This is a genomic window from Rhodococcus sp. NPDC057529 (assembly GCF_042802055.1).
In the GTDB taxonomy this organism is placed as follows: domain Bacteria; phylum Actinomycetota; class Actinomycetes; order Mycobacteriales; family Mycobacteriaceae; genus Rhodococcus_F.
Map to the genome: position 1 here is coordinate 38,087 of NZ_JBHVEY010000014.1, position 24,285 is coordinate 62,371.

The 24,285-nt window shown below is 69.8% G+C and carries 24 protein-coding genes; 18 read left to right on the forward strand and 6 right to left on the reverse strand.

Annotated elements, in window-relative coordinates; all coding sequences use genetic code 11:
* Positions 1-5 precede the first annotated feature (5 nt).
* From ACFU5V_RS25955 to ACFU5V_RS25965, 3 genes are all read right to left on the reverse strand, one after another.
* Positions 6-872: a ribokinase gene (locus tag ACFU5V_RS25955; RefSeq protein WP_378702918.1), complete on the reverse strand. Its 867-nt coding sequence runs from the start codon at positions 870-872 to the stop codon at positions 6-8.
* 9 nt (positions 873-881) lie between these two features.
* Positions 882-2,348: an MFS transporter gene (locus ACFU5V_RS25960; protein ID WP_378702919.1), complete on the reverse strand. Its 1,467-nt coding sequence runs from the start codon at positions 2,346-2,348 to the stop codon at positions 882-884.
* A 243-nt stretch (positions 2,349-2,591) separates the two neighbouring features.
* On the reverse strand, positions 2,592-3,692 hold the full coding sequence (locus ACFU5V_RS25965) for an NADH:flavin oxidoreductase/NADH oxidase (protein ID WP_378702920.1): 1,101 nt from the start codon (positions 3,690-3,692) through the stop codon (positions 2,592-2,594).
* A 113-nt stretch (positions 3,693-3,805) separates the two neighbouring features.
* Here ACFU5V_RS25965 and ACFU5V_RS25970 point away from each other — a divergent pair, with 113 nt between their 5' ends.
* The 11 genes from ACFU5V_RS25970 (at position 3,806) to ACFU5V_RS26020 (ending at position 13,933) form a co-directional block, all read left to right on the forward strand.
* A complete protein-coding gene (locus tag ACFU5V_RS25970; protein WP_378702921.1) occupies positions 3,806-5,086 on the forward strand; it encodes a glutamate-5-semialdehyde dehydrogenase in 1,281 nt (426 codons plus the stop codon).
* Positions 5,087-5,148: 62 nt separating this feature from the next.
* The gene (locus tag ACFU5V_RS25975; RefSeq protein ID WP_378702922.1) at positions 5,149-6,030 is read left to right on the forward strand and encodes an AAA family ATPase; all 882 of its coding nucleotides are present in this window, start codon (positions 5,149-5,151) and stop codon (positions 6,028-6,030) included.
* An 11-nt stretch (positions 6,031-6,041) separates the two neighbouring features.
* Positions 6,042-7,502, forward strand: coding sequence for a VWA domain-containing protein (locus ACFU5V_RS25980; RefSeq protein WP_378702923.1), 1,461 nt, complete (start codon positions 6,042-6,044; stop codon positions 7,500-7,502).
* A 19-nt stretch (positions 7,503-7,521) separates the two neighbouring features.
* Positions 7,522-8,217: a nicotinate-nucleotide adenylyltransferase gene (gene nadD / locus ACFU5V_RS25985; RefSeq protein WP_124391220.1), complete on the forward strand. Its 696-nt coding sequence runs from the start codon at positions 7,522-7,524 to the stop codon at positions 8,215-8,217.
* A 34-nt stretch (positions 8,218-8,251) separates the two neighbouring features.
* Complete coding sequence (gene rsfS / locus ACFU5V_RS25990; RefSeq protein ID WP_378433974.1) at positions 8,252-8,722, forward strand: ribosome silencing factor; 471 nt, start codon at positions 8,252-8,254, stop codon at positions 8,720-8,722.
* A complete protein-coding gene (locus ACFU5V_RS25995; protein WP_378433973.1) occupies positions 8,719-9,378 on the forward strand; it encodes a histidine phosphatase family protein in 660 nt (219 codons plus the stop codon). Before rsfS ends, ACFU5V_RS25995 begins: the two co-directional genes overlap by 4 nt.
* Positions 9,365-10,162, forward strand: a complete 798-nt coding sequence (octT, locus tag ACFU5V_RS26000) for a diglucosylglycerate octanoyltransferase (RefSeq protein WP_378433972.1) — start codon at positions 9,365-9,367, stop codon at positions 10,160-10,162. Before ACFU5V_RS25995 ends, octT begins: the two co-directional genes overlap by 14 nt.
* 4 nt (positions 10,163-10,166) lie before the next feature.
* The gene (locus ACFU5V_RS26005) at positions 10,167-11,033 is read left to right on the forward strand and encodes a DegV family protein (protein WP_378433971.1); all 867 of its coding nucleotides are present in this window, start codon (positions 10,167-10,169) and stop codon (positions 11,031-11,033) included.
* A 69-nt stretch (positions 11,034-11,102) separates the two neighbouring features.
* Positions 11,103-11,963 (forward strand): ComEA family DNA-binding protein, encoded by an 861-nt coding sequence (locus ACFU5V_RS26010; protein ID WP_378433970.1) that lies wholly within the window; start codon positions 11,103-11,105, stop codon positions 11,961-11,963.
* Positions 11,963-13,522, forward strand: coding sequence for a ComEC/Rec2 family competence protein (locus ACFU5V_RS26015; protein ID WP_378433969.1), 1,560 nt, complete (start codon positions 11,963-11,965; stop codon positions 13,520-13,522). The genes ACFU5V_RS26010 and ACFU5V_RS26015 overlap by 1 nt, the downstream gene beginning before the upstream one ends.
* Positions 13,523-13,762: 240 nt before the next feature.
* Entirely contained in the window at positions 13,763-13,933 is a 171-nt protein-coding gene (locus ACFU5V_RS26020) for a hypothetical protein (protein ID WP_378702924.1), read from the forward strand.
* A gap of 6 nt (positions 13,934-13,939) precedes the next feature.
* Here ACFU5V_RS26020 and ACFU5V_RS26025 read toward each other — a convergent pair whose 3' ends face one another.
* A complete protein-coding gene (locus tag ACFU5V_RS26025; RefSeq protein WP_378433977.1) occupies positions 13,940-14,668 on the reverse strand; it encodes an ANTAR domain-containing protein in 729 nt (242 codons plus the stop codon).
* A 133-nt stretch (positions 14,669-14,801) separates the two neighbouring features.
* On the opposite strand from ACFU5V_RS26025, the gene ACFU5V_RS26030 reads away from it, so the two are divergent.
* Complete coding sequence (locus ACFU5V_RS26030; protein ID WP_378702925.1) at positions 14,802-16,352, forward strand: carboxylesterase/lipase family protein; 1,551 nt, start codon at positions 14,802-14,804, stop codon at positions 16,350-16,352.
* A 45-nt stretch (positions 16,353-16,397) separates the two neighbouring features.
* Positions 16,398-17,507 carry a glutamate--cysteine ligase gene (locus ACFU5V_RS26035; RefSeq protein ID WP_378433967.1) on the forward strand — a complete coding sequence of 370 codons (1,110 nt, stop codon included), beginning with the start codon at positions 16,398-16,400 and terminating at the stop codon, positions 17,505-17,507.
* Here ACFU5V_RS26035 and ACFU5V_RS26040 read toward each other — a convergent pair.
* Positions 17,500-18,249 (reverse strand): hypothetical protein, encoded by a 750-nt coding sequence (locus ACFU5V_RS26040; protein WP_378433966.1) that lies wholly within the window; start codon positions 18,247-18,249, stop codon positions 17,500-17,502. The genes ACFU5V_RS26035 and ACFU5V_RS26040 overlap by 8 nt on opposite strands.
* A 114-nt stretch (positions 18,250-18,363) precedes the next feature.
* Here ACFU5V_RS26040 and holA point away from each other — a divergent pair, with 114 nt between their 5' ends.
* Complete coding sequence (holA, locus tag ACFU5V_RS26045; protein WP_012688239.1) at positions 18,364-19,341, forward strand: DNA polymerase III subunit delta; 978 nt, start codon at positions 18,364-18,366, stop codon at positions 19,339-19,341.
* 84 nt (positions 19,342-19,425) lie between these two features.
* Here holA and rpsT read toward each other — a convergent pair whose 3' ends face one another.
* Entirely contained in the window at positions 19,426-19,686 is a 261-nt protein-coding gene (rpsT, locus tag ACFU5V_RS26050) for a 30S ribosomal protein S20 (RefSeq protein WP_012688238.1), read from the reverse strand.
* A gap of 305 nt (positions 19,687-19,991) precedes the next feature.
* Between rpsT and ACFU5V_RS26055 the strand changes: the two genes are divergently transcribed.
* The 4 genes from ACFU5V_RS26055 to ACFU5V_RS26070 all read left to right on the forward strand — a co-directional run bounded on the left by ACFU5V_RS26055 (position 19,992) and on the right by ACFU5V_RS26070 (position 24,280).
* Positions 19,992-21,632 carry a circularly permuted type 2 ATP-grasp protein gene (locus tag ACFU5V_RS26055; protein ID WP_378433965.1) on the forward strand — a complete coding sequence of 547 codons (1,641 nt, stop codon included), beginning with the start codon at positions 19,992-19,994 and terminating at the stop codon, positions 21,630-21,632.
* A complete protein-coding gene (locus ACFU5V_RS26060; protein WP_072946595.1) occupies positions 21,632-22,603 on the forward strand; it encodes an alpha-E domain-containing protein in 972 nt (323 codons plus the stop codon). The genes ACFU5V_RS26055 and ACFU5V_RS26060 overlap by 1 nt, the downstream gene beginning before the upstream one ends.
* An 8-nt stretch (positions 22,604-22,611) precedes the next feature.
* Positions 22,612-23,442, forward strand: a complete 831-nt coding sequence (locus ACFU5V_RS26065; RefSeq protein WP_072946596.1) for a transglutaminase family protein — start codon at positions 22,612-22,614, stop codon at positions 23,440-23,442.
* Between the two features lie 64 nt (positions 23,443-23,506).
* Positions 23,507-24,280 carry an aquaporin gene (locus ACFU5V_RS26070; RefSeq protein ID WP_378433964.1) on the forward strand — a complete coding sequence of 258 codons (774 nt, stop codon included), beginning with the start codon at positions 23,507-23,509 and terminating at the stop codon, positions 24,278-24,280.
* The last annotated feature ends 5 nt before the right edge of the window (positions 24,281-24,285 follow it).

Here is a 24,285-nt window from a genome sequence, read left to right on the forward strand (position 1 = left end):
GGCACTCAGCCGGGAAGGGCCGCCTCGATCTCGGCGAGGGTGGGCGACGACGTGGACGCGCCACGGCGGGTGGTCGCGAGCGCGCCCGCCGTGCACGCGAACGGGACGGCGGTCTCGGGGCCGTCGCGCCACGCCACGCCGAGGGCGCCCGCGAAGGCGTCGCCCGCGCCGGTCGTGTCGACCACCTCGACCGCCGGGGAGTCGGCGTGGAGAGTGGTGCCGTCGCGGCCCGCGTAGTCCGCGCCCGACGATCCCAGCGTGGTGACGACGTGGGAGACGGCGCCGGTGACGGCGGCGCCGAGTTGCCCGGCCTCGGTCCGGTTCACCAGCAGCACGTCGATCAGCTCCACGAGCTCGGGCGGAAGTGGCTGCGCCGGTGACGCATTCACCATCACGACGGTGCCGTGGGCCGCGGCGTGCGCCGCCGCGGCCACCACGGTGCCCAGAGGTATCTCGAGTTGGCACAGCAGGACGTCGGCGTCCGCGACCGCCGCGAGCTCGGCGGGAGTCAGGTCCACGACGGTGCTGTTGGCGCCGGGGACCACGACGATGCTGTTCTCGCCTGCGGCGTCGACGGTGATCGCCGCGATCCCGCTCGGCCCGTCGACCTCCCGCAGATACCGGGTGTCGACCTCGGCGTCGACGAGGGCCTGCCGCAGGTCGAGGGCGAACACATCGGAGCCGACCGCCCCGACGAACGTCACGGCCCCGCCCGCCCGCGCCGCGGCGATCGCCTGGTTGGCACCCTTGCCGCCCGGGGTGGCAGCGAAGGCGCTTCCCAGGATCGTCTCCCCGGGCCCGGGCAACCGCTCGGTCGCCGTCAGTAGATCCATGTTGACGCTGCCGACCACGGCGACCCTGGGAGCGGACATATCCCGAGACTAGCCCGCGTCGGCGGGCGCCGTCTCCTGTGCGGGCGCAGCGGATGCGTCGCCCGTGCGGCGGAGGCGCTTCAGAATGCGCCGGGCCTCCGCGTCCGTGGACACGGCGGGCGGCGAACCCTCGAGGGGCTTGCGGGCGGTCTCCGAGATGAGCAGCACCGCGATCCCGCCGACGACCGCCGCGGCCATCATGTACATCGGCGCGACGAGGTCGCTGCCCGTCGCGTCCTGCAGTGCCGTGAGCACCAGGGGAGTGGTGCCACCGAATATCGACACCGCGAGGTTGTATCCGATCGCCAGGCCGCCGTAGCGGATCCCGGTGGGGAACAGTGCGGGAAGGACCGACGGGAACACGCCGACGAACAGCAGCAGCAGGCCACCGAGGATCGCGAGGCCCAGGAAGACGGTGAAGTAGTGGCCCACCCCGATCAGCAGGTACGCCGGCAGCGACAACGCGAAGAAGCCGACGAAACCGGCCAGCAGCAACGGTTTACGACCGACGCGGTCGGACAGCTTTCCGACGAAACTGATCGCCACCATCATGATGAGCATCACGATGATCATGAGGACGAGACCGTGCGATTCGTCGTAGCCGAGTGTGTTCGACAGGTACGTCGGCATGTAGCTGAGCAGACCGTAGTGCGCGATGTTGTAGGTGGCGACCAGGATCACGCACAGCACCAGCGGACGCCAGTTGTCCACCAGCGTCTCGCGCAGTTTGCGTCCCGTGGATTCGTCTGCGAGCGAACGCTGTTCGGCCTGCTCCATCTGCTGGAACGCGGGCGTCTCCTCCAGCCGCAGCCGCAGGTACAGGCCGATCAGGCCCAACGGTCCGGCGAGCAGGAACGGAATCCGCCACGCCCAGTCGATCAGGGCGTCGGCGCTCACCACGGTGCTGATGACGGTGACCAGCCCCGCGGCCGCGACATACCCGGCGAGGGTGCCGAATTCGAGGAAGCTCGCGAAGAACCCGCGGCGTTTGTCCGGTGCGTACTCGGCGACGAACGTGCTCGCGCCGCCGTACTCGCCGCCCGTGGAGAATCCCTGCACGAGCCGGAACAGCACCAGCAGGATCGGTGCCGCGAGCCCGATGGATCCGTAACTCGGGATCAGGCCGATGGCGAACGTACTGCCCGCCATCAGGATGATCGTGGTGGCGAGCACCTTCTTGCGGCCGATCCGGTCGCCGAGCGGACCGAAGAACAGTCCACCGAGGGGGCGGACGATGAAGGCCGCAGCGAAGATCGCGAACGTCGACAGTAGCTGTGCGGTGCCGCTGGCCTCGGGAAAGAAGACCTTGCCGATCGTGGTCGCCAGGTAGGCGTACACGCCGAAGTCGAACCACTCCATGGCGTTACCGAGCATCGTCGCCTTGACGGCGCGTGTGACGGAGGCCTCGTCGGTGACCGTGACATCAGGTGATTCGGCCACCTCGGCCGACGTGATCGAGTGATCTGGTGCATTCATGTCGTGCGCTCCCCAGCGCAGTTATCACCCGCACGGGGCACGTACCTGATGCACGCATCTTTTCGTCGCCCGCACGGCGATTGCTGGTCGGGTTCGGCAACCCACGGCCCTTCGGCGCGATGCGGCCCCCGCCGATCGGCTCTGGCTCGTGGGTCGGTCCCGCCCCACCGTCGGGGGTGCGGGACTACCAGCTGTAAGAGCGATTACCGTAGCAAAGGATGCGGGGGCTTGTCGGCCCGAGACTCAGAACGCGCGGGCGTACTGCGCCGGAATCTGCGGCGTCACCTGGGCATTCAATGTGCGTGCCGCTTTTCGCGGCCAGTACGGGTCGCGCAGCAGTTCCCGTCCGAGGAACACAGCGACGGCCTCTCCCGACTCCACGATCCGCTCGGCCTGCTCCGGCTCGGTGATGAGCCCCACCGCGGCGGCCGGGAGCAGAGTCTCGTTCTGGATGCGACGGGCGAACGGAACCTGGTAGCCGGGGCCGACCGGGATCCGCGCGGACGCGACACCGCCGCTGGAGACGTCGACGAGGTCGACGCCCAGATCGGCGAGCGCCTGCACGAGGGCGACGGTCTGGTCCGGGGTCCAGCTGTCCGCGTCGAGCCCGGGCTCCTCGGACAACCAGTCGGTGGCCGACACCCGGACGAAGACCGCCAGTTCGGCCGGCCACACGCCGCGCACCGCCTCGACGACCTCCAACAGGAGACGAATGCGGCCCGCGAAGCTGCCGCCGTACTCGTCCGTGCGGCGATTGCTGACCGGGGACAGGAACTCGTGCAGCAGATAGCCGTGTGCCGCATGGACTTCCACCACCTTGAAGCCGGCGCGCGATGCCCGTTCGGCGGCGGCGGCGAAATCCGCGACCACCTTCCGGATGTCCTCGGTCGTCGCCGCCGCGGGCGGGGTGTGGTCGCCGAAACCGATCGCGCTCGGTGCCACCGTCCGCCACGACAGCCGGTCGTCGTCGGCGAGGCTCCCCCCGCCGCGCCACGGGACGTGCGCGGACCCCTTGCGCCCGGCGTGCCCGAGCTGGATGCCGGGAACCGCGCCGAAGTACTCGAGCTGGGCGTTGATCTGCGCGAAGGCCTCGGTCTGGGTGTCGTTCCAGATGCCGAGGTCGGCCGGGCTGATGCGACCCTCCGGGCTGACCGCCGTCGCCTCGGTGAGGATCAGGCCTGCACCGCCGATGGCCCGCGTCACGAGGTGCGTCCGGTGCCAGTCGTTCGGCACCCCCACGTCGCTGCCGGTCACGTCGGCCGAGTACTGGCACATCGGCGCCATCCACACCCGGTTGGGGACGGTGACTCCACGGAAGGTGACGGGTTCGAACAACACGCTCACTGCAGCACTCCTACCTCTGATGGTCTCGACCAGTCGCAACCCGTCCAGGGGACGAAATCATTCCCGCCCTTCCCGCTCCGCGGGGTGTCCAGCGCTGTATATAGGCTGTGTTCATGACTGCAGTGACTTCCACCTCGTCGGCCGGTGCCACGGTGGATACCCGTGAAGCCGTCCACGCAGCGGCCCGTCGTGCCCGCACCGCGTCGCGGGTCCTCGCGCTGCTCACCACCGCACAGAAGGATGCGGCGCTCCACGCGGCGGCCGACGCCGTGCTTGCCGCATCCACCGACATCCTCGCCGCCAACGCCGCCGACATCGAGGCGGCCAAGGCGTCGGGCACCGAGGACTCCCTGCTCGACCGGCTGCGGCTGACCGCGGAGCGGATCGAGGGGATCGCGTCCGGCCTGCGTCAGGTGGCCGGTCTGCCCGACCCGGTCGGTGAGGTGGTGCGCGGCTCCACGCTCTCGAACGGACTCGAACTGCGTCAGCTGCGGGTTCCGCTCGGCGTGGTGGGGATGGTGTACGAGGCCAGGCCCAACGTCACCGTCGACGCGTTCGGACTGGCCCTGAAGTCGGGCAACGCGGCGCTGCTGCGCGGCTCCTCGTCCGCGGCGAAGTCGAATGCGGCGCTGGTCGTGGCGCTGCGGGCGGCGCTGGCGGCGCAACAGCTGCCGGAGGACGCCGTGCAGTTGCTGCCGAGCGAGGACCGCTCCAGCGTGACGCACCTGATCCAGGCCCGCGGACTGGTGGATGTCGTGATCCCCCGCGGCGGCGCCGGCCTGATCAGCGCCGTGGTGCGCGACGCGACCGTCCCGACGATCGAGACGGGCGTCGGCAACTGCCACGTCTACGTTCACACGGCGGCCGACCTGGAGATGGCCGAACGGATCCTGCTCAATTCCAAGACGCGGCGGCCGAGTGTCTGCAACACGGCGGAGACCGTGCTGGTCGACGCCGCGATCGCCGAGACGGCGGTGCCGAAGCTGCTGCAGGCCCTGCAGACGCACAGTGTGACCGTGCACGGCGACCTGCCCGGGCTGGTGCCCGCGACGGAGTCGGACTGGTCCGAGGAGTACCTCACCCTCGACGTGGCGCTCAAGGTGGTCGGCGACCTGAACGCCGCGGTCGAGCACATCGACCGGTACGGCACCGGTCACACCGAGGCCATCGTGACGTCCGACCTCGCGGCCGCCCGCGAGTTCACCGCCCGCGTCGACGCCGCCGCCGTCATGGTCAACGCCTCTACCGCCTTCACCGACGGCGAGCAGTTCGGATTCGGCGCCGAGATCGGGATCTCCACGCAGAAACTGCACGCGCGCGGCCCGATGGGGCTTCCCGAACTGACGTCCACCAAGTGGATCGTGTGGGGAGACGGGCACACCCGCCCGGTCTAGACCGCCGGACATCCTTCCGTCGAGCCCACTCTGCCCGTCCCCCCCTTCCGAAAGGAGCGAGCGTGGATCGCGCACTGCCCACCACGACGCCGTTCTTCGCCAGTGTCGACGACGTCACCGCTCGGCTCGCCGAAACCGGGTATCTGTCCGACAAGGGCACCGCGACCGCGGTGTTCCTCGCCGACCGGCTCGGAAAACCCCTGCTCATCGAGGGGCCCGCCGGCGTCGGCAAGACCGAACTCGCCCGCGCCGTCGCCGAGACCACCGGCGCCGAACTGGTGCGCCTGCAGTGCTACGAGGGCGTCGACGAGGCCCGCGCCCTGTACGAGTGGAATCACGCGAAGCAGATCCTGCGGATCCAGGCGGGCAGCGACCACAGCTGGGACGCCACCAAGGCGGACGTGTTCTCCGAGGAGTTCCTGCTGTCGCGGCCGCTGCTGACCGCCATCCGGCGCGAGGACCCGACGGTGCTGCTGATCGACGAGACCGACAAGGCCGACGTCGAGATCGAGGGCCTGCTCCTCGAGGTGCTCAGCGATTTCGCGGTCACCGTCCCCGAACTGGGCACCATCACCGCCACGCGCAAGCCGTTCGTCGTCCTCACCTCGAACGCCACCCGCGAACTGTCGGAGGCGCTCAAGCGCCGCTGCCTGTTCCTGCACCTCGACTTCCCCGACGCCGAACTCGAGCGGAGGATCCTCGCGAGCCGGGTGCCGGAACTGCCCGAGGCGGTGGCCGAGCAACTGGTCAAGACGATCCGCGTGCTGCGCGGCATGCAGCTGAAGAAGCTGCCGTCGGTGGCCGAGACCATCGACTGGGGTCGCACCCTCCTGGCGCTCGGGCTCGACACCCTCGACGACGACGCCGTGCGCGCGACGCTGGGTGTCGTTCTCAAACACCAATCCGACCAGCTGCGGGCCGCTGCCGAGCTGCGACTGAACTGAAGGGCTTCGCCATGGCTGCTGGTGGTCCCCTCGCGTCCCGGTCGAAGCCGGGCGGTCCCGCGGCGCCACACGGGCTGCCGGGGCATCTCGTCGACTTCGTCGAAGCGCTGCGGCGGCGCGGGATCACGGTCGGACCGTCCGAGACGGTCGACGCCGGGCAGGTGATGTCGGTCCTCGACCTGCTCGACCGGGAATCCCTGCGGGAGGGTCTGGCGTGTGCGCTGCTGCGGCGGCCCACCCACCGGCCCACGTTCGACGCGTTGTTCGAACTGTGGTTCCCGGCGGCCGTCGGGAACCGGGCGGCCGGGGCGATCGACACGAGCCTGCCGCGGAACGCGAAGGGTGACATCGACTACGAGGCGCTGCGCGAGCTGATCGTCGACCTGCTCACCGACGGGTCACCGGAGGCGATCGAGCTCACCGAGTTGCTGACCGCGCAGATGGTCGAGGAACTGGGGCAGTACCAGTCGGCGAACGGGCCGTCGTTCTCCGCCTACCAGGCGCTGCGGGACGTCGCCCCGGAAACCCTGCTGAAGAAGATCCTCGACGGACTCCTGGGCAATCAGCAGGACACCGGGGCCCGGACGACGGACAGTTACGAATCCGAGGTGGCCAAGCGCACCGCCGCCCAGCGGATCGCCGACTTCCGCAAGATGATCGAGAAGGAGACGCGGCGCCGGTCGGCCGAGAACCTTGGCAAGGAACGGGTCGCGTCGTACGGCGTCCCCCGGCTGGCCGAGGAGGTCGACTTCCTGCGCGCCTCGGACGCCGAGCTGACCGCGCTGAAACGCAACGTCACCCCGCTGGCCCGGCTGCTCGCCAGCCGGCTGGCCGTGCGGCGCAGTAGGGCGAGTGCCGGTTCGATCGACCTCCGCCGGACCCTGCGCAAATCGATGTCCACGGGCGGCGTGCCCATCGACCTCGTCCAGCGCAAACCCCGCCGGGCGCGCCCCGAACTCGTCGTGATGTGCGACGTGTCGGGTTCGGTCGCCGGATTCAGCCACTTCACGCTGCTGCTCGTCCACGCGCTGCGCGAACAGTTCTCCCGGGTGCGGGTGTTCGCGTTCATCGACACCACCGACGAGGTCACCCGCTTCTTCGACGCGGGAGCCGACCTCGGGAGCGCCATGTCGCGGATGATCCGGGAAGCCGACCTGGTCGGCTACGACGGGCACTCCGATTACGGCAACGCGTTCGGGGTGTTCGCCGAGCGGTTCACCCAGAGCATCACGTCCCGCACGTCGCTGCTGGTGCTCGGCGACGGCCGCAACAACTACCGCGACCCGAACCTGGAGGCACTGGCCCGACTGGTGTCGGTGGCGAAGCACGCGCACTGGCTCAACCCGGAGCCCCGCGGTCAGTGGGGATCGGGCGACTCGGCGGCCACGGTGTACAACGAGGTCATCAGCATGCACGAATGCCGATCCGCTCAGCAGCTGGCGTCGGTGGTCGCCGGATTGCTGCCGGTGTGAGCACGTAAGCTCGACACTCGTGGAACAGGGAGCAACGGGCGCGCGTCGGCGCCGCCTGGGAGTCATGGGCGGCACCTTCGACCCCATTCATCACGGTCACCTGGTGGCCGCCAGCGAGGTGGCCGACCGATTCAGCCTCGACGAGGTCGTCTTCGTTCCCACCGGCAGGCCGTGGCAGAAGCAGGGCAAGGGCGTCAGCCCGGCCGAGGACCGGTACCTGATGACGGTCATCGCCACCGCGTCGAACCCGCGGTTCTCGGTCAGCCGGGTCGACGTCGACCGCGAGAAGGTCACCTACACCGTCGACACCCTCCGGGATCTGCGCAGCTACCACCCGAACGCCGAGCTGTACTTCATTACCGGTGCGGACGCCCTGGCGAGTATCCTGTCCTGGCAGGACTGGGAGGAACTGTTCTCGCTGGCGAAGTTCGTCGGGGTGTCGCGTCCGGGATTCGATCTCAACACCGAACATCTGGCCGGGCATCTGGATGCGTTGCCGGAGGACGCGGTCACGCTGATCGAGATTCCGGCTCTGGCGATCTCCTCGACGGAATGTCGGCGGCGCGCCAGCCGCCATCGTCCTGTGTGGTACCTCGTGCCGGACGGTGTGGTCCAGTACATCTCCAAACGGAACCTGTACCGGCCACCGGACTCCGAGCGCCTCGACGGCGCGACGACGATGTCCGAACCGGCCCCGGACAAGACCAAGAGTTAGACAGCACTTTCCGAACGAACTGGGAGAACATCGCGTGAGCGCAACGACCGAAGCCATCGAGATGGCACGCATCGCGGCAGTGGCTGCCGACGAGAAGCTGGCCTCCGATGTGGTGGTGCTCGATGTTTCCGAGCAGCTGGTCATCACCGACTGCTTCGTCATCGCCTCCGCCCCCAACGAGCGCCAGGTGAACGCGATCGTCGAGAACATCGAGGATCGGCTGCGTGAGGCAGGTCACAAGCCGGTGCGGCGCGAGGGCACCCGCGAAGGCCGTTGGGCACTGCTCGATTTCGTGGACGTCGTCATCCACGTCCAGCACAACGAGGAACGCAACTTCTACGCCCTCGACCGGCTGTGGAAGGACTGCCCGGCCGTGCCGGTCGAGGGCATCGGCCAGCACGGCCCGGCCGGCGCGAACGGTGCGGGTGCCGCCGAGGCTGCCGGTGCGGGTGCCGCCGAGGCTGCCGGTGCGGGCGCCGCCGATGCTGAGGAGTCCGAGCTGTGACGGATGCTCCCCGTGCCCCGCGGCGACTGATACTGCTCCGCCACGGACAGACCGAGTACAACGCCGACAACCGCATGCAGGGCCAGCTCGACACCGAACTGTCGGAGCTGGGGCGGTCGCAGGCCCGCGCCGCCGCCACCGCGCTCGTCGGCCGCAGGCCCATCTCCATCGTGTCCTCCGATCTACGGCGGGCCTACGACACCGCCGTCGAGGTCGGCGACAATGCCGGTCTGCCGGTGCAGATCGACGAACGCCTCCGGGAGACGCACCTCGGCGACTGGCAGGGGCTCACGCACCTCGACGTCGACGCGCGGGCACCCGGCGCCCGCGCCGTGTGGCGCGGCGACGCGACGTGGGCGCCGCCCGGCGGCGAGAGTCGCATCGACGTCGCCCGGCGCAGCAAGCCGGTGGTCGCCGAGCTGGTCGAGAAGCACGAGGACTGGGCCGAGAAGCCGGTGGTCCTGGTCGCTCACGGCGGATTGATCGCCGCACTGACCGCCGCCCTGCTGGATCTGCCCGTGGACCGCTGGCCGGTGCTGGGCGGGCTGGGCAACACCAGCTGGGTGCAGCTGAGCGCGTACGGGAACCCCGATTCGCTCAGCTGGCGCCTCGACGTGTGGAACGCTTCCGCGAGTGTGGCCAGTGACGTCCTCTGAGGTGGGTGCCGGTTCCGGGGAACGCCCCGTCCTGCTCGTGCTCGCCGATTCGCTGTCGTACTACGGACCCAAGGGCGGGCTCCCGTCCGACCACCCCGACATCTGGCCCAATATCGTTGCCCGTCAACTCGGCTGGGATGTCGAGTTGGTGGCGCGGATCGGCTGGACCAGCCGCGACGTGTGGTGGGCGCTGACGCAGGACCCACGGGTGTGGTCCGCGGTTCCCCGCGCCGGCGCCGTGGTGTTCGCCGTCGGCGGCATGGATTCGCTGCCGTCCCCGCTCCCGACGGCGTTGCGGGAACAATTGCGTTACGTCCGCCCGCCCGCGCTGCGGCGCGTCGTGCGGGGCGGCTACCAGTGGCTTCAGCCCCGGCTCGCCCCGCTGGGGTGGCCGGTGGCGCTGCCGCCGCGGCTGAGTGTCGAATACCTGGAGAGCTCACGCGCGGCGCTCGAGTACATGCGCCCCGAGTTGCCCGTCATCGGGACTCTGCCGTCGGTGCACCGCAGCGAGGCCTACGGCAAGGTCCACGCGGGGCGTCCCGGTGCCGTCGCCGCCATCACCGCGTGGTCGGAGGAGAAGAACGTGCCGCTCGTCGACCTCGCGGAGGCGGTGCGCGCCAACGTGTTCAGCGATCAGGGAAATCCGGACGGCATCCACTGGGGCTGGGACGGGCACACCGAGGTGGCCGCGGCGATGCTGACCGCGATCCGCGCGGCGGCCGTCGTGCCGGATTCCGCCGAGTGCGCGGTTCCGGCCGACCCGGTGCCGAGCGGAGCCGAGTAGTCCGATGCCCGTCGTCGTCGTCACCGATTCTTCGGCATCGATCCTGCCCGAACACGTCGAGCAGTACGGGATCCGAGTGGTCCCGCTCCACGTCCTCAGTGGCGGCCAGGACTTCCGGGAGGGTATCGACGAGGTCCCCGAGGACCTCGCCGGCGTCACCACGTCGGGCGCATCGCCGAGCGAACTGTCCGAGGCCTACGCCGAAGCGCTGGAACTGAGTGAGGGTGCCGGCGTTCTCGCGGTGCACATCTCGCGGCAACTGTCCGGCACGTGGGAGGCGGGCCGCCAGGCGGCGCAGGAGTTCGACGGCCGCGTGCGGATCGTCGACTCCCAGTCGGCCGGAATGGGATTGGGGTACCCGGTGCTCGAGGCGGCGCGTGCGGCGCAGGCCGGTGCGAACCTCGAGACGGCCTATCGGCGGGCGGTCGACGTCGCGAGCCGTGGGCGTTGCCTGATCGTCGTCGACCGGCTCGACCAGTTGCGCCGCGGAGGGCGGATCGGGACCGCCGCCGCCCTGCTCGGCACCGCACTGGCGATGAAGCCGGTGCTGCATCTCGTGGACGGCCGGCTGGTGCTGAAGGAGAAGACGCGGACCTCGACCAAGGCGATGGCCAGGATGGTCGATGCGGCCGTGGAACTGGCGGGTCTGGACAGGACGGCCGTCGCTGTGCATCACTTGCGCACCCCACGGCGCGCCGAAGCGGTGGCGCAGCAACTGAAAGACCGGATCCCGCAGGTCAGCGATCTGGTCGTCACCGATTTCAGCTCGGTGCTCGGAGCCCATGTCGGGGTCGGCGCGATCGGCGTCGTGCTGTGCTCGGAACCCGCACTGCCCGACGAAAACCACGATTCATCCACAACGTCGCGCTGATCCACAGGCCGATTCGAATGCCGGGTCGGCGCAGCGTTTTCGGGGGCGCCGCACTCTAGCGTCGCGTCCATGGGCATCAGGGAAGAACGTTCGAGAGGCCGGCGCCGGCTCGCGTTCCTGACGTCGGGGGAACGCGACGTGCTGCCGCCCGCCACTCCGGCGGCGCCGGAGTGGCTGGCCGAGCCGAGCGCCACCGGCCTCGACGGCGACGAGACGTGGTCCGCCGCCCACCGAGTCGGCTTCTCGATCCCCGACCGGTGGCGGGACGCACGATTCGACCCCGGGCGGTACGGGGCGATCGTGCTGGTCGTGGTGGGAATCGTCGTCGCGGCGGCTACGGTGCTGGCGGTGCGCAGCGATCGCCCGACGGCGCAGGCCGTTCCGTCGTTACCTGCCGCGGGGGTGCATTCCCTGAATCCGGCGCCGGAATCGACGACCGCCACCGCAGCGGCACCGGCACCCGCACCGGACGAGGAAATCGTCGTCAGCGTGGTGGGTCTCGTGGTGTCGGCAGGCCTCGTCCGGCTGCCGCCGGGCGCCCGGGTGGCGGACGCGCTCGCCGCGGCCGGGGGTGTGCGCGCCGGCGGTGACACCCTCGGATTGAATCTGGCGCAACGACTGTCGGACGGCGATCAGGTACTCGTGGGCGCCGCGACCACCCAGGCGCCACCGAGCGCGGTGGGCGGCACCTCCGCGGGCTCGCCGGGACCCGCGGGTGCGGCGAACACCGCGGCCGGTGGCCTGGTGAACCTCAACACGGCGACGGAGACGGAACTCGACGCCCTTCCCGGTGTGGGACCGGTCACGGCGGCGGCGATCGTGGCGTGGCGCACGACGAACGGCAGGTTCACCGACATCTCACAACTGGGGGAGGTGGACGGGATCGGGCCGGTGCGGCTGGAGAAACTGCGTGCCCAGGTCACCCTGTGATGCCCGAGGGTGAGCCGCGGCTCCTCGACCTCCGGCTGCTCCCGTTCGCCGGGATCTGCTGGGCGGCAACGCTGATCGGCATCCTCGGCGGCTCCCGTGCGGCGTGGATGCTTCTGGCGGCCCTGTCGGGGTCGGCCGTCCTGCTCGCCGCCCGCTGCGCCCTGCGGTCACCGCGACGATGGGCGGCCGGGACGCTCGCGCTACTGCTGTTCGGCTCGTGCTGCGCTGCGGGGGTGGCCTGGCGGGTTCAGGCCGTGGAACGGCACCCGATGACCGAACTCGCCCGCAACGAGACGTGGGTGACGCTCGTCGTCACCCCGGTCGACGACCCCCGGGAGATCGCCGGCTTCGGACGGCACGTCCTCGTGAACGCGAACGTCGTCGAGATCCGCCGGGCAGGCGAGACGATCCACGCGGGCGGCGCGGTGGTTCTCCTCGCCCCGGCGGACGGGTGGCTCGGGCTCTTGCCGGGGCAGGACGTGGTGCTGCGCGGGCAGCTGAGCCCGCCGCGGCACCGGGACCTGAGCCTGGCCGCGGTCCGGGTGTCGGGACCGCCGGCGGAGGTCGGTCCCGCGCCTGCGCACCAGCGGTGGGCCGGGGCCCTGCGGGCACGATTCGCCGCGGCCGCCGCCGTCCTGCCTGCCGCCGAGGCGGGGCTGCTGCCGGGGTTGGTGGTGGGCGACACCTCCGCGCTGCCCCGGGAGGTGAAGGACGACTTCACCGCGACCGGGCTGACGCACCTCACGGCGGTGTCGGGGGCGAACGTCAGCATCCTGCTGGGGGCGGTGCTGCTCGTGGTCCGCGGGATGGGGCTCGGTCCGCGGGCCGGCGCGGCGCTGGCCGCCGCCGCTCTGGTCGCGTTCGTGGTGGTCGCGCGCCCGTCACCCAGCGTGCTGCGCGCCGCCGCGATGGGCTCGGTCGCCCTGCTGGCGCTCGTCGCGGGGCGGCGGAAACAGGCGATGCCCGCGCTGGCAGCAGGTGTGATCGCCCTGCTGGTGTGGGCGCCGGCACTGGCGGTGAACTTCGGTTTCGTTCTGTCGGCGGCGGCCACCGCCGGGTTGATCGTGATCGCGCCCGTGTGGGTCGACGCGCTGGTGGGCCGCGGGTGGCCGCGGGCGGTGGCGGAGACGCTGGCGGTGTCCGTCGCCGCCTTCGCCGTGACCGCGCCGATCGTGGCCGCCATGGCAGGCACCGCAAGTCCGGTGTCGATCTGCGCGAACATCCTGGTGGCCCCCGTGATCGGCCCGATCACCGTGGTGGGCGCGATCACCGCGCTGATCGCGGGCGTCAGTGTGCCCGTCGCGGAAGTGGTGGTGCGCCTGACCCAGTGGCCGCTGTGGTGGCTGGTGACGGTGGCCGAGCGGGGCGCGCGGATCCCCGGGGCCTCGGTTCCGGTGCCGTCGGGGCCCGCCGGTGCGGTCCTCGTCCTCGGTGCCGTGCTGGCAATCGGTGCAGCGCTGCGCAGCCGGGGAACCCGGCTGGTCCTCGCGGGAATCGTGATCGGGGTGCTGGTGCTGTGGGCGCCGATCTGGCCGTCCTGGCTGGGTCGCCTCGCGTGAATACACCCGAATGCGAACGTGAATCCAGTTGTGCTGCAGTGGTTTGTGCCGCACTGCTTCTGCGGGGGATGGGTGCGGAGGAAGGCCGGCGACACGCGGAAATTACGGGGGAGGGGCGATTTCTGTATCGTTTCGAATTCGATTCCCGATGTGCGTATGAGACACCCGAACACCGACTACCATCCGGTGGCAGATGTCGAGGGCGAACGGTCTTGGAACACACCCGCATTGGAGGGCGAGATGTCGGAATCGGAGCGGACGGATCTCGACGTGGACGACGAACTCGACGCCGGGCAGGTGTGGAGAGCGCAGCGGGTCGTCGCTGCCCAGTCGCTCGACGCCGCGGATTGCCGCATGCTGCTGTCCATGCTCGGCATCGCGGGCAACCCCGATTCGCCGGAGCCGGACTGACCGCGGTCAGGTCATCTTCCGGTGATGGTGCGCGACGATCTCCTGCGCCACCGTCGCCAGTTTGAGGTTCATGTCCTGTGAGGTGGTGCGGAGAATCTCCATCGCCTGGGTCTCGGAAATGTTGTGGAACGCCATCAGCAGTCCCACCGCCTTCCCGATTTCGCGGTTGCTCACGAGGCCGGCGCGCAGGGTCTCGGCCTCGAGGTGCTCGTGTACCGCTGCCAGTGCCACCGCCGCGAACGAGGCGAGCATGATGCCCTGCTCCACGGACGTGGTGTTCAGGGCTCCCGGCGTGTCGGAGAACAGATCGAGGGCGCCGACCTTGCGTCCCAGGATGACGAGTCGGAATCCGGCCGCCCCACGCACCGGCGTCTCGGCCAGTACCCGCTGGGAGAGCCGCGGCCATTGCGTCGACGTGGACAGGTCCGTTTCGAACTGGGGAGTGTCGCTGACGATCGCGTCGACGCACGGCCCCTCGTTCTCGAGGCGCTCGAGCTCGTCGACGCGGGCGGCGATGTCGTCGCTGGCCGCCACCGTCACGTAACGGGTGCCCTGCCGGAGCATCAGGCTCGCGTGCTGACAGCCCTCGACGAGGAGCGGTGCGGCGTCGCAGACGGCCTGGTGGACCTGCCCGAAATCCTGGCCCGCGTAGAGGAGATCGGCGAGGGTCGCGAACGTGACCGCCGACTTGCCGACGGCCTGCAGGCGTGTCGTATCGGGCGCGGTGTCTCGCATCGGTTCCTCCAGCGTGCGGGCGTGGGCCCGGCTCACTGATTCAGTCTGCCAGAGTGGGCGGTCGGCGCCGCTCCGAGCCGGAAGAATTCGCGAACGGACTCCGGGGGCGGCCGGCCCGGGCCAGGATGACGTCATGGTTTCGCACACCGAGAACCCGCTCGTGGCCGTCGCCCAGGGCATGCTGCGAGGCGTCCAGGAGGGCGGTGTCCTGTCGTGGAAGGGCATTCCCTACGCCGCGCCGCCGATCGGTGAGTGGCGGCTCCGCGCGCCGCGCGCACCCGGATCTTTCGACGGGGTGCGCGACTGTTCCAGGTTCGGTCCGATCGCGCCGCAGAACGAGCACGGGCCGCTGCCCATCGATCCCGGTCTGACCATCGACGAGGACTGCCTCACCCTGAACGTCTTCGCGCCGGCCGCCGATGCGGGGCAACCACGGCCGGTGATGGTGTGGATCCACGGCGGGGCCTATTACCTGGGTTCGTCCGGGCAGCGCATGTACGATCCGGCTCGGCTGATCGAGCGCGGCGACGTCGTGGTGGTGACATTCAATTACCGGCTCGGTGCGCTGGGGTTCCTGGACTTCTCCGCGTTCTCGACCGACGAGCACCCGTTCGACACCAACCTCGGCCTCCGCGATCAGATCGCGGCCCTGACCTGGGTCAGGGACAACATCGCGGCGTTCGGCGGCGACCCGGGCGACGTCACCCTGTTCGGGGAGTCGGCCGGCGGCGGCTCGGTCACCACGTTGATGACGTCGCCGCAGGCGGAGGGGCTGTTCCACCGCGCGATCGCCGAGAGTTCGCCTGCGACGTCCGTGTACGGCAGTGCGCGAGCCGAGAGCATCGCCGAGTCGTTTCTCGAACTGCTCGACATCGCGCCCGCCGACGCGGGCCGTCTGCGCGACCTGCCCGTCGACGTACTGACGAAAGCGTGCATCGAACTCGTCCAGCAGGTGCCCGCGCGGGTCCCCGGCACCCTGGCGGTCGCCCCGACCGTCGACGGGGACGTGGTCCCGCACTACCCGGTGGCGGCGTTCCGCAAAGGCCTCGCGCATCGGATTCCGCTGCTGATCGGGACGAACAAGGACGAGTCCTCGATGTTCCGGCTGATGAAATCGCCCCTGATGCCGATCACCCCGGACGCCGTCCATCAGATGTTCGTGGCGATCGCCGCCGACCATCCCGACCTTCCCGCCGACGAGGAGCAGGAGGTGGCCGCGGCGTATCCCGACTACCCGAAGAAACGCTCGGCGATGGAGATCTCGCGGGACGCCGCGTTCCGGATGCCGACGCTGTGGATCGCGGAGGCGCACAGCCGTGTCGCGCCTACCTGGCTGTACCGATTCGACTACGCCACACCGTTCCTGCGCGCCGCTCGGATCGGTGCCACCCACGGCACCGAGGTGCCCTATGTGTTCGGCAATTTCAATGTCGTCCCGCACGACCCCACGTTCAAGCTCGGTGGGCACCGGACCGCCGGTCACGTGTCGGAGCGGATCCAGCGCCGGTGGCTGTCCTTCGCCACCGAGGGCACACCGGACGGAACCGGAGCGGAGACCGACTGGCCGAGGTACGACGAGGTGGACCGCACGACCCTGCTGATCGGCCGCTCCGATGCGGTCGCCGACGACCCGGACCGGGAACTCCGCCGGGCGTGGGGTGAGGAAGTCATCGGCTTCACCTGAACGGCGCCCGGTTTCGTCTCCGCCGAACTCGGGGATACCTGCTGAATGAGCGCTGCAGCAACGGAATCGGATCGCGACCTCAGCGTGGGGGTCGAGGAGGAGTTCTTCCTCGTCGACGAGTCCGGTCACCTCTCCTCCTCCGGACCCGACGTGGTCGCGGAGGCCGGCCACGACATTCACGGGCTCCAGCGCGAGCTCGCCCGGTGCCAGATCGAGACGGCGACGGGCGTGTGCCACACCGGGGAGGAACTGCACGAGGAATTGCGCAGTCTGCGACGCCGGCTGATGAAGGCCGCCGCGGGCCGTGACCTGTTGCTGGTGCCCAGCGGAACCTCGCTGATCGCCGAGGGGCTGCCCCCGGCGATCACCCCGAGCCCGCGGTACGAAGAGATGGCCCGCCACTTCGGGTCGATCGTGGACACCGTGACCACGTGCGGCTGTCACGTGCACGTGGGGATCCCGAGCCGCGACGTGGGTGTGCTGGTGAGCAACCAGGTGCGCAGCTGGCTCCCGGTTCTTCTCGCTCTCGCCGCGAACTCGCCGTTCCACAGCGGGCACGACACCGGGTACCACAGCTGGCGGCACATCATGTGGTCGCGGTGGCCGTCGGCGGGACCGCCACCGCACTTCGATTCCGCGGACGAGTACGAGTCGTCGGTCGGCGCCATGATCGGAACCGGCGCCGCCATGGACCGGGGAATGATCTACTGGCACGTCCGGCTCTCCGACAAGCAGCCGACCATCGAGGTCAGGATTGCGGACGTCGCCATGACCGCTGCGCACGCGGCGCTCTACGCAGTGGTGGTGAAGGGCCTCGTCGGGTGGGCGCTGCGGTCCGTGGCGGACGGCGACACCGTGCCGTGGCTGCGCGTCGAGTTGCTGCGGGCGCAGTTGTGGCGTGCGGCCCGGGACGGACTCGACGGGGAATGCACCAGCCCGGCGACGGATCGGTCCCTGCCGATCCGCAGGCACCTGGAACTGCTGAACGAATGCGTGGCCCCGGGACTCGGTGCGAGCGACCGGGCCTTCCTCGAATCGGGCCTCGACACGGTGCTGCGGGACGGCACCGGGGCGGAGAGGCAACGGACGGAGTTCGCGCGCGTCGGCACGCTGGCGGCGGTGGTCGACCTGCTGACGCGCGAAGTGGTCAGCTGAGCGGTGGTGGCGGAGTCAGCTCGGTGAGACCGGTTGCGGTGGTGGAGCCGAGGTAGCCGGGGTGCAGCAGCCGGGTGGAACCGGGCCCCGCGAGCAGGGTGCCCGCACTGGAATCCGGTCCGGTGCGCAGCGGACCCGGATCGTCGATCAGCGCCTCCACCGTCGCGGTGTCGGCGAGGCTGAGGTCGATGCGCTGCGCCTCGGGGTGATAGACGGCGAGGACGACCGGTTCGGGATAGTGGGCGGCGGTGCGGCGCATCACCTGGAAGGCAGGATCGGTGCCCAGGGCGAGGACGGTGACGTTCGCGAACGACGCGAGCCGGTCGGCGACCACACGGCCGGCGGCGCTGCGCCACGTGCGCCCGTACAGGGCGAGCGCGTCGGACAGGTGACGCTGCTCGCCTTCGCCTCGCGGGCTGCCGCCTGCCGGGTCGAGCAGCGACCGCCACTGGTGCTCGTACACGGCGCACGCGGCGTCGAAGTCGTCGTCGGCGCCGTTCGCCGTGCCCACGCCGAGTACCGGCTCGAGGGCGGATCGACCACCGGCGAACACGGCCTCGGCGTGCCCGGAGACCGAGCAGCGGGCCACCAGTTGCACCGACCACCGCAGAAGCAACCCGTCGCGGCAGGTGTACCGGAAACTCAGTTCGTACCGTTGCCCTGCCGCGCGGTCGTCGTCGAGGTCGATCGTGTGCGCGAAGCCGTCGCGGGTGACGCCGTCCACCTCGGATTCCGCGGTCATATCACGAGTGTCCACCGCCGACGCGGTCGTTGCGTGCTGATCGCCGGTGTTCGCCTGCCCGTCCCGCCTCGGGGTGTCCGTGAACGTGTCCGCCCCACGTGGCACGATCTTCGCGTGAGCACTCCAACTCAGCTCGAACAGCTCCATCTCGTCCTCGGTGACGAGGAATTCCTCGTCGAACGCGCGGTGGCGCAGGTCGTCGGTCAGGTCCGCGCGAGCGCGAACGTGGCCGCCGGCGCCGAACTCCCCGTCAACCGGCTGCGGGCGGGCGACGCCGGGGCGGCCGAACTCGCCGAACTGCTCAGCCCGTCCCTGTTCGCCGAAGACCGCGTGGTGGTGCTCGAGGCCGCGGCGGAGGCGGGCAAGGACGCGGTGGCACTGGTCCTCGACGCCGCAGGCGACCCGCCTCCGGGCGTCGTCCTGGTGGTCCTGCACTCGGGCGGTGGGCGTGCGAAGGCGATGACCGGCGCGCTGGAGAAGCTCGGGGCCGTGGTGCACCCGTGCGCCAAACTGAAGTCCGGCGAGCTCATCGGGTTCATCCGCGGCGAGTTCCGCACCCTCGGGGTCCGGGTGTCGCCGGATGTCGTGCAGAGCGTGTTCGAGGGGGTCGGCTCGAATCTGCGGGAACTGGCCGCCGCGTGCTCGCAGCTCACGGCGGACACCGGCGGCAAGATCGACGTCGCCGCCGTGCAGCGGTACTACTCGGGTAAGGCCGAGGTGAGCGGATTCGACGTCGCAGACAAGGCCGTCGCCGGCGACACCGCGGGCGCGATCGAGGCGCTGCGCTGGGCGATGCTGCGGGGCGTGCCCCATGTGCTGCTCGCGGACGCACTGGCCGACGCGGTGCACTCGATCGCCCGGGTCGCTCCGGCCGGGCGGGGCGACCCGTTCCGGATGGCGTCGGAACTAGGCATGCCGCCCTGGAAGATCAAGAAGGCGCAGGCCCTCGCGAAGGGATGGACCCCGACGTCGGTCGGGGAGGCGCTGCGGATCGTCGCCGCCCTGAACGCCGACGTCAAGGGCGCGGCGGCCGACGCGGACTACGCCGTCGAGAGCGCCGTGGGACGCGTCTCCCGGCTACGCCAGATCTGACGGCGACACGACGACGGAGACACGACAACAGCCGCTCGGTCTGAGGACCGAGCGGCTGTTGGAGAGCCTACGACGGAAGAACCGTCAGATCTTGTTGACAGCCTGCGCGAGAGCAGACTTCTTGTTGGCAGCCTGGTTGGCGTGGATGACGCCCTTGCTGGCTGCCTTGTCGAGCTTGCGGCTGGTGGCGACGAGGAGCTCGTTGGCCTTGTCCTTGTCACCGGCCGCCGCAGCCTCGCGGAACGAGCGGATCGCCGTGCGCAGCGAGGACTTCACCGACTGGTTACGGAGTCGGGCCGCCTCGTTGGTACGGATCCGCTTCACCTGGGACTTGATGTTGGCCACGCGTAAAATCCTGTCGTCTTAAGCTGGTTACGGTCGAGAAAGCTCTGGGCGCACACATATGCACCGACAGGCGAGATTACCAGTGATCGGTGTCCGATCTCAAACCGGTGCCGGACGCGCCGACGAATCCTGCGGCTGTGCTGCTGAACGGGTGTGCATGTAGCAGCATGTCTGGGATGACGCCCCCAGCATCGAAGTCGTCAACAATAACGAAGTCGTCGGCAACCTCGAAAGCCCCCGGCCGAAAATCGGGGGGCAGCACGCAGGCGGGTGGGAAGGCTGCGGGAACCACGCCGCGGACACGGGTGACCGCCCGGCCGCGCAAGCCCGCGGAACCCGCGCACGTCTTCGACGGATACACCGACATCGGGCGCTACGGACTGGCGTTCGACGAGATGTTCGACCGCGACGGCACCGTCCGCCCGCCCTACAAGGGCGTCTTCAAGGCGCTCGAGCCCGCGGACAGGGCCGACCTCGCCGCCCGATCCGACGCCCTGGGCAGGGCGTTCATCGACCAGGGCGTGACGTTCTCGCTGTCCGGTCAGGAACGGCCCTTCCCGCTCGACCTGGTGCCCCGGGTCATCGCGGCGGCGGAGTGGACGCGTCTCGAGAAGGGCATCAAGCAGCGGGTGCAGGCGCTCGAGATGTTCCTCGACGACGTGTACGGGGAGCAGCGCATCCTGCGAGACCACGTGCTGCCGAAAAGGTTGGTCACCTCGTGCGAGCACTTCCACCGGGAAGCGTCGGGGATCGTCCCGCCGAACGGGGTGCGGATCCACGTCGCCGGCATCGACCTCGTCCGCGACGAGAACGGGGTGTTCCGCGTGCTCGAGGACAACCTGCGTTCGCCGTCGGGAGTGTCCTACGTCATGGAGAACCGCCGCACGATGGCGCGGGTGTTCCCCGACCTGTTCATGTCGCACCGCGTGCGGTCCGTCGGGGACTACGCCTCGCACCTGCTGCGGGCGCTGCGAGCGTCCGCCGCCCTCAACGAGGCCGACCCGACCGTCGTCGTCCTGACCCCGGGTGTCGCGAACTCGGCGTACTTCGAGCATTCGCTGCTCGCGCGCCAGATGGGCGTCGAACTCGTCGAGGGTCGCGACCTGTTCTGCCGCGACAACATGGTCTACATGCGCACGACCGAGGGCGAACGGCAGGTCGACGTCATCTACCGCCGCATCGACGACGACTACCTCGACCCGATGCACTTCCGGCCGGACTCGGTGCTCGGGGTGGCCGGTGTGCTGAACGCGGCCCGCGCGGGCAACGTCGTCATCTCGAGTGCCGTCGGGAACGGCGTCGGCGACGACAAACTCGTCTACACGTACGTGCCGCAGATCATCGACTACTACCTCGGGGAGAAGCCGCTGCTCGCGAACGTCGACACGTTCCGCTGCTGGCTCGACGAGGAACGCGAGGAGGTGCTGGACCGGGTCGGCGAACTGGTGATCAAACCGGTGGAGGGTTCCGGTGGCTACGGCATCGTCTTCGGCCCCGACGCGTCACCGAAGGAGCTGAACACGATCACGAGGAAGATCAAGGCCGACCCCCGCGGCTGGATCGCGCAGCCCGTCGTCCAGCTGTCCACGGTGCCGACGAAGGTCGGGGACGAACTGGTTCCGCGGCACGTCGATCTGCGCCCCTTCGCCGTGAACGACGGCGACGACGTCTGGGTGCTGCCGGGCGGTCTGACCCGGGTGGCCCTGCCGGAGGGATCGCTCGTCGTGAACTCCAGCCAGGGCGGCGGCAGCAAGGACACCTGGGTGCTCGCGAGCAGGAGCTCCGACGAGGAACGCGAACTCGCGGGCGAGGAGCTGGTGGCCGCACCGGCGCAGTCCGCCGAGGCGGAGCAGGGACCCGAACTCAGCACGACCCAACTCCAGCAGCAACAACAGCAACAGCAACAACAGGGCCGCCAACGACAGGGCCGGGGAGGTGATCGCTGATGCTGGCCAGGAACGCCGAATCGTTGTACTGGATCGGCCGGTACGTCGAGCGGGCCGACGACATGGCCCGCATTCTCGACGTCGCCGTGCATCAACTCCTCGACGACGCGTCGGTGGACCCGGACCGCACGTCCCGGTTGCTGCTGCGGGTGCTCGGCATCGAGGCACCCGACACCGAACTCGACGTCCGGTCGGTGACCGAACTGGTGGCGTTCAGCCGCAACCAGGTGGGCTCGATCATCGACTCCCTCGCGAGCGCCCGGGAGAACGCGCGCGGTGCCCGCGAGGTCACGTCCAGCGAGATGTGGGAGTGCCTCAACACCACGTACAACGGCCTCGCCGAACGGGAGCGGGCGTCCAAGCGTCTCGGCCCGCACGAGTTCTTCCGGTACGTGGAGGAACGAGCGGCGATGTTCGCGGGCCTGGCCGACTCGACCATGAGCCGCGACGACGGGTACCGCTTCCTGCTGCTCGGCCGCTCGATCGAACGTGTCGACATGCTCGCGCGGATGCTGCTGTCCCGCGCCGGCGACCGCCCGTCCTCGCCCGCGTGGGTGACGGTGCTGCGCTCCGCCGGTGCCCACGACACCTACCTGCGCACGTACCGCGGCGCGCTGGACGCCAACCGGGTGGTCGAGTTCATCCTGCTGGACCGGCTGTTCCCGCGGTCGGTGTTCCACGCCATCCGGCAGGCGGAGCTGTGCCTCGCCGAACTCGACCACCAGCCCGACAGCCGCGTCGGGCCCCGGGCCGAGGCGCAGCGCCTGCTCGGCCGGGCCCGGAGCGAACTCGAGTTCCTGCCGCCCGGAGTGCTCCTCGAGGATCTCCAGGATCGGCTCGCGGGATTGCAGGAGACCTGCCGCGAGCTCGGAGAAGCGATCGCACTGCAGTATTTTCACGCCGCGCCGTGGGTGGCGTGGACCGATGCACGGGCCGTCGGCGGCGAATCCGTCGTGGAGGGAGAGCTGTGAGCTGGCGAATGAGAGTGGTGCACACCACCGGATATGCCTACGACGCACCGGTGACGTCCTCGTACAACGAGGCGCGGCTCACCCCTCGCGGTGACAGCAGGCAGACGGTGATCCTGAATCGGGTGGAGACGACGCCGGCGACCCGGTCGTACCGCTACACCGACTACTGGGGCACCGCCGTCACCGCGTTCGATCTCCATGCGCCGCACAAGGAACTGGAGGTCACCGGACTGTCCGTCGTCGAGACCGAGCCGTTCTGGGAGCCGGAGGAGAAGGCGGACTGGGACGAACTGGCGAGCCCGCCGCTCACCGACCGGTTCAACGAGCAGCTGAGCAACACCACGTTCGTGCCGCGCAGTCGCAAGCTCGACACCATCGCGCGGGATCTGCGCAAGGGGCGCACCCCCGACGAAGCCGTTGTGGCGGCGGCGGACTGGGTGCACCGGGAGATGGATTACGTCCCGGGCACGACGGGCGTCCACACCTCCGCGGTCGACGCGTGGGCCGAACGGCAGGGCGTGTGCCAGGACTACGCGCACCTGACTCTGGTTCTGTTGCGCAGCATGGGAATTCCGAGCCGCTACGTGTCCGGCTATCTGCACCCGAAACCCGACGCGGCGGTGGACGAGACGGTGGCGGGGGAGAGCCACGCGTGGGTGGAGGCGTGGACCGGCGCGTGGTGGGGATACGACCCGACCAACGCCGTGGCGGTGAACGAACAGCATGTGTCCGTGGGTATCGGACGGGACTACGCGGACGTTCCGCCGCTCAAGGGCATCTTCTCCGGTGGCCGGGCAACCGACCTCGAAGTCGTCGTGGAGATCACCCGCCTGGCGTAAAGTGCCACCCAGATCTATCTGTGGAAAGCAGGACTAACGATCCATTTCGACGAAGGTGGGTTCAATGTCTCCAACCGCACAGGAATACGTAGAAGTCGAACCGATCTCGGATCTCAAGAAATACGTAGCAGAGGCGGTCGGTACGTTCGTCCTGGTCTTCGCGGCGGTGGGGACGGCGGTCTTCGCCGGCGCCAAGGTCGGGAACCTCGGTGTGGCACTGGCATTCGGACTGACCCTGCTCTTCCTCGTCTACGCCATCGGGCCGATCTCGGGCTGCCACGTCAACCCTGCCGTCACGGTGGGGCACCTCGCCCTCGGCCGGTTGTCCGTCGCGAAGGCGGGTCTGTACGTCGTCGCGCAGGTCATCGGTGGTCTCGTCGCCGGTGTGGTGGTCTACGCGATCGCGCAGAGCCTGCCGTCGTACAACCGCGCCGACGACGGTCTCGGCGCCAACGGCTGGGGCGCCCACAGTCCGTCCGCCATCAAGGGACCGCTCGGCGGAGTCATCGAGAACGGGTACGGCATCGGCGCCGCGATGATCGTCGAGGTCCTCCTCACCGCGCTGCTCGTGTTCGTCGTCCTCGCGTCCACCGACCAGATCTCCGACGTCCCCCTCGCCGGCGTGTCGATCGGCTTCACGCTCGCCGTGATCCACCTCGTGTCGATCCCGATCGACAACACGTCCGTCAACCCGGCCCGCAGCCTCGCCGTGGCGCCCTACCAGAACGGTGCGCTCGCGCAGGTGTGGTTGTTCATCGTGTTCCCGTTGATCGGTGGCGCGGTGGGTGCGCTGGTCTACCGTTCGCTGTTCGGCCGGTACGACCGACTGCAGAGCTGAGCACC

Bases quoted from the DNA above. Each gene is read 5' to 3' on its own strand.
- ACFU5V_RS25960 (WP_378702919.1), bottom strand. From the start codon at position 2,348: ATGAATGCACCAGATCACTCGATCACGTCGGCCGAGGTGGCCGAATCA.
- ACFU5V_RS26020 (WP_378702924.1), top strand. From the start codon at position 13,763: ATGTCGGAATCGGAGCGGACGGATCTCGACGTGGACGACGAACTCGAC.
- ACFU5V_RS26035 (WP_378433967.1), top strand. From the start codon at position 16,398: ATGAGCGCTGCAGCAACGGAATCGGATCGCGACCTCAGCGTGGGGGTC.
- ACFU5V_RS26010 (WP_378433970.1), top strand. From the start codon at position 11,103: ATGGGCATCAGGGAAGAACGTTCGAGAGGCCGGCGCCGGCTCGCGTTC.
- ACFU5V_RS26065 (WP_072946596.1), top strand. From the start codon at position 22,612: ATGAGAGTGGTGCACACCACCGGATATGCCTACGACGCACCGGTGACG.
- ACFU5V_RS26030 (WP_378702925.1), top strand. From the start codon at position 14,802: ATGGTTTCGCACACCGAGAACCCGCTCGTGGCCGTCGCCCAGGGCATG.
- ACFU5V_RS25980 (WP_378702923.1), top strand. From the start codon at position 6,042: ATGGCTGCTGGTGGTCCCCTCGCGTCCCGGTCGAAGCCGGGCGGTCCC.
- ACFU5V_RS25955 (WP_378702918.1), bottom strand. From the start codon at position 872: ATGTCCGCTCCCAGGGTCGCCGTGGTCGGCAGCGTCAACATGGATCTA.
- ACFU5V_RS26005 (WP_378433971.1), top strand. From the start codon at position 10,167: ATGCCCGTCGTCGTCGTCACCGATTCTTCGGCATCGATCCTGCCCGAA.
- ACFU5V_RS25970 (WP_378702921.1), top strand. From the start codon at position 3,806: ATGACTGCAGTGACTTCCACCTCGTCGGCCGGTGCCACGGTGGATACC.
- ACFU5V_RS26015 (WP_378433969.1), top strand. From the start codon at position 11,963: ATGCCCGAGGGTGAGCCGCGGCTCCTCGACCTCCGGCTGCTCCCGTTC.
- ACFU5V_RS26040 (WP_378433966.1), bottom strand. From the start codon at position 18,249: ATGACCGCGGAATCCGAGGTGGACGGCGTCACCCGCGACGGCTTCGCG.
- ACFU5V_RS26025 (WP_378433977.1), bottom strand. From the start codon at position 14,668: ATGCGAGACACCGCGCCCGATACGACACGCCTGCAGGCCGTCGGCAAG.
- ACFU5V_RS26070 (WP_378433964.1), top strand. From the start codon at position 23,507: ATGTCTCCAACCGCACAGGAATACGTAGAAGTCGAACCGATCTCGGAT.
- ACFU5V_RS26060 (WP_072946595.1), top strand. From the start codon at position 21,632: ATGCTGGCCAGGAACGCCGAATCGTTGTACTGGATCGGCCGGTACGTC.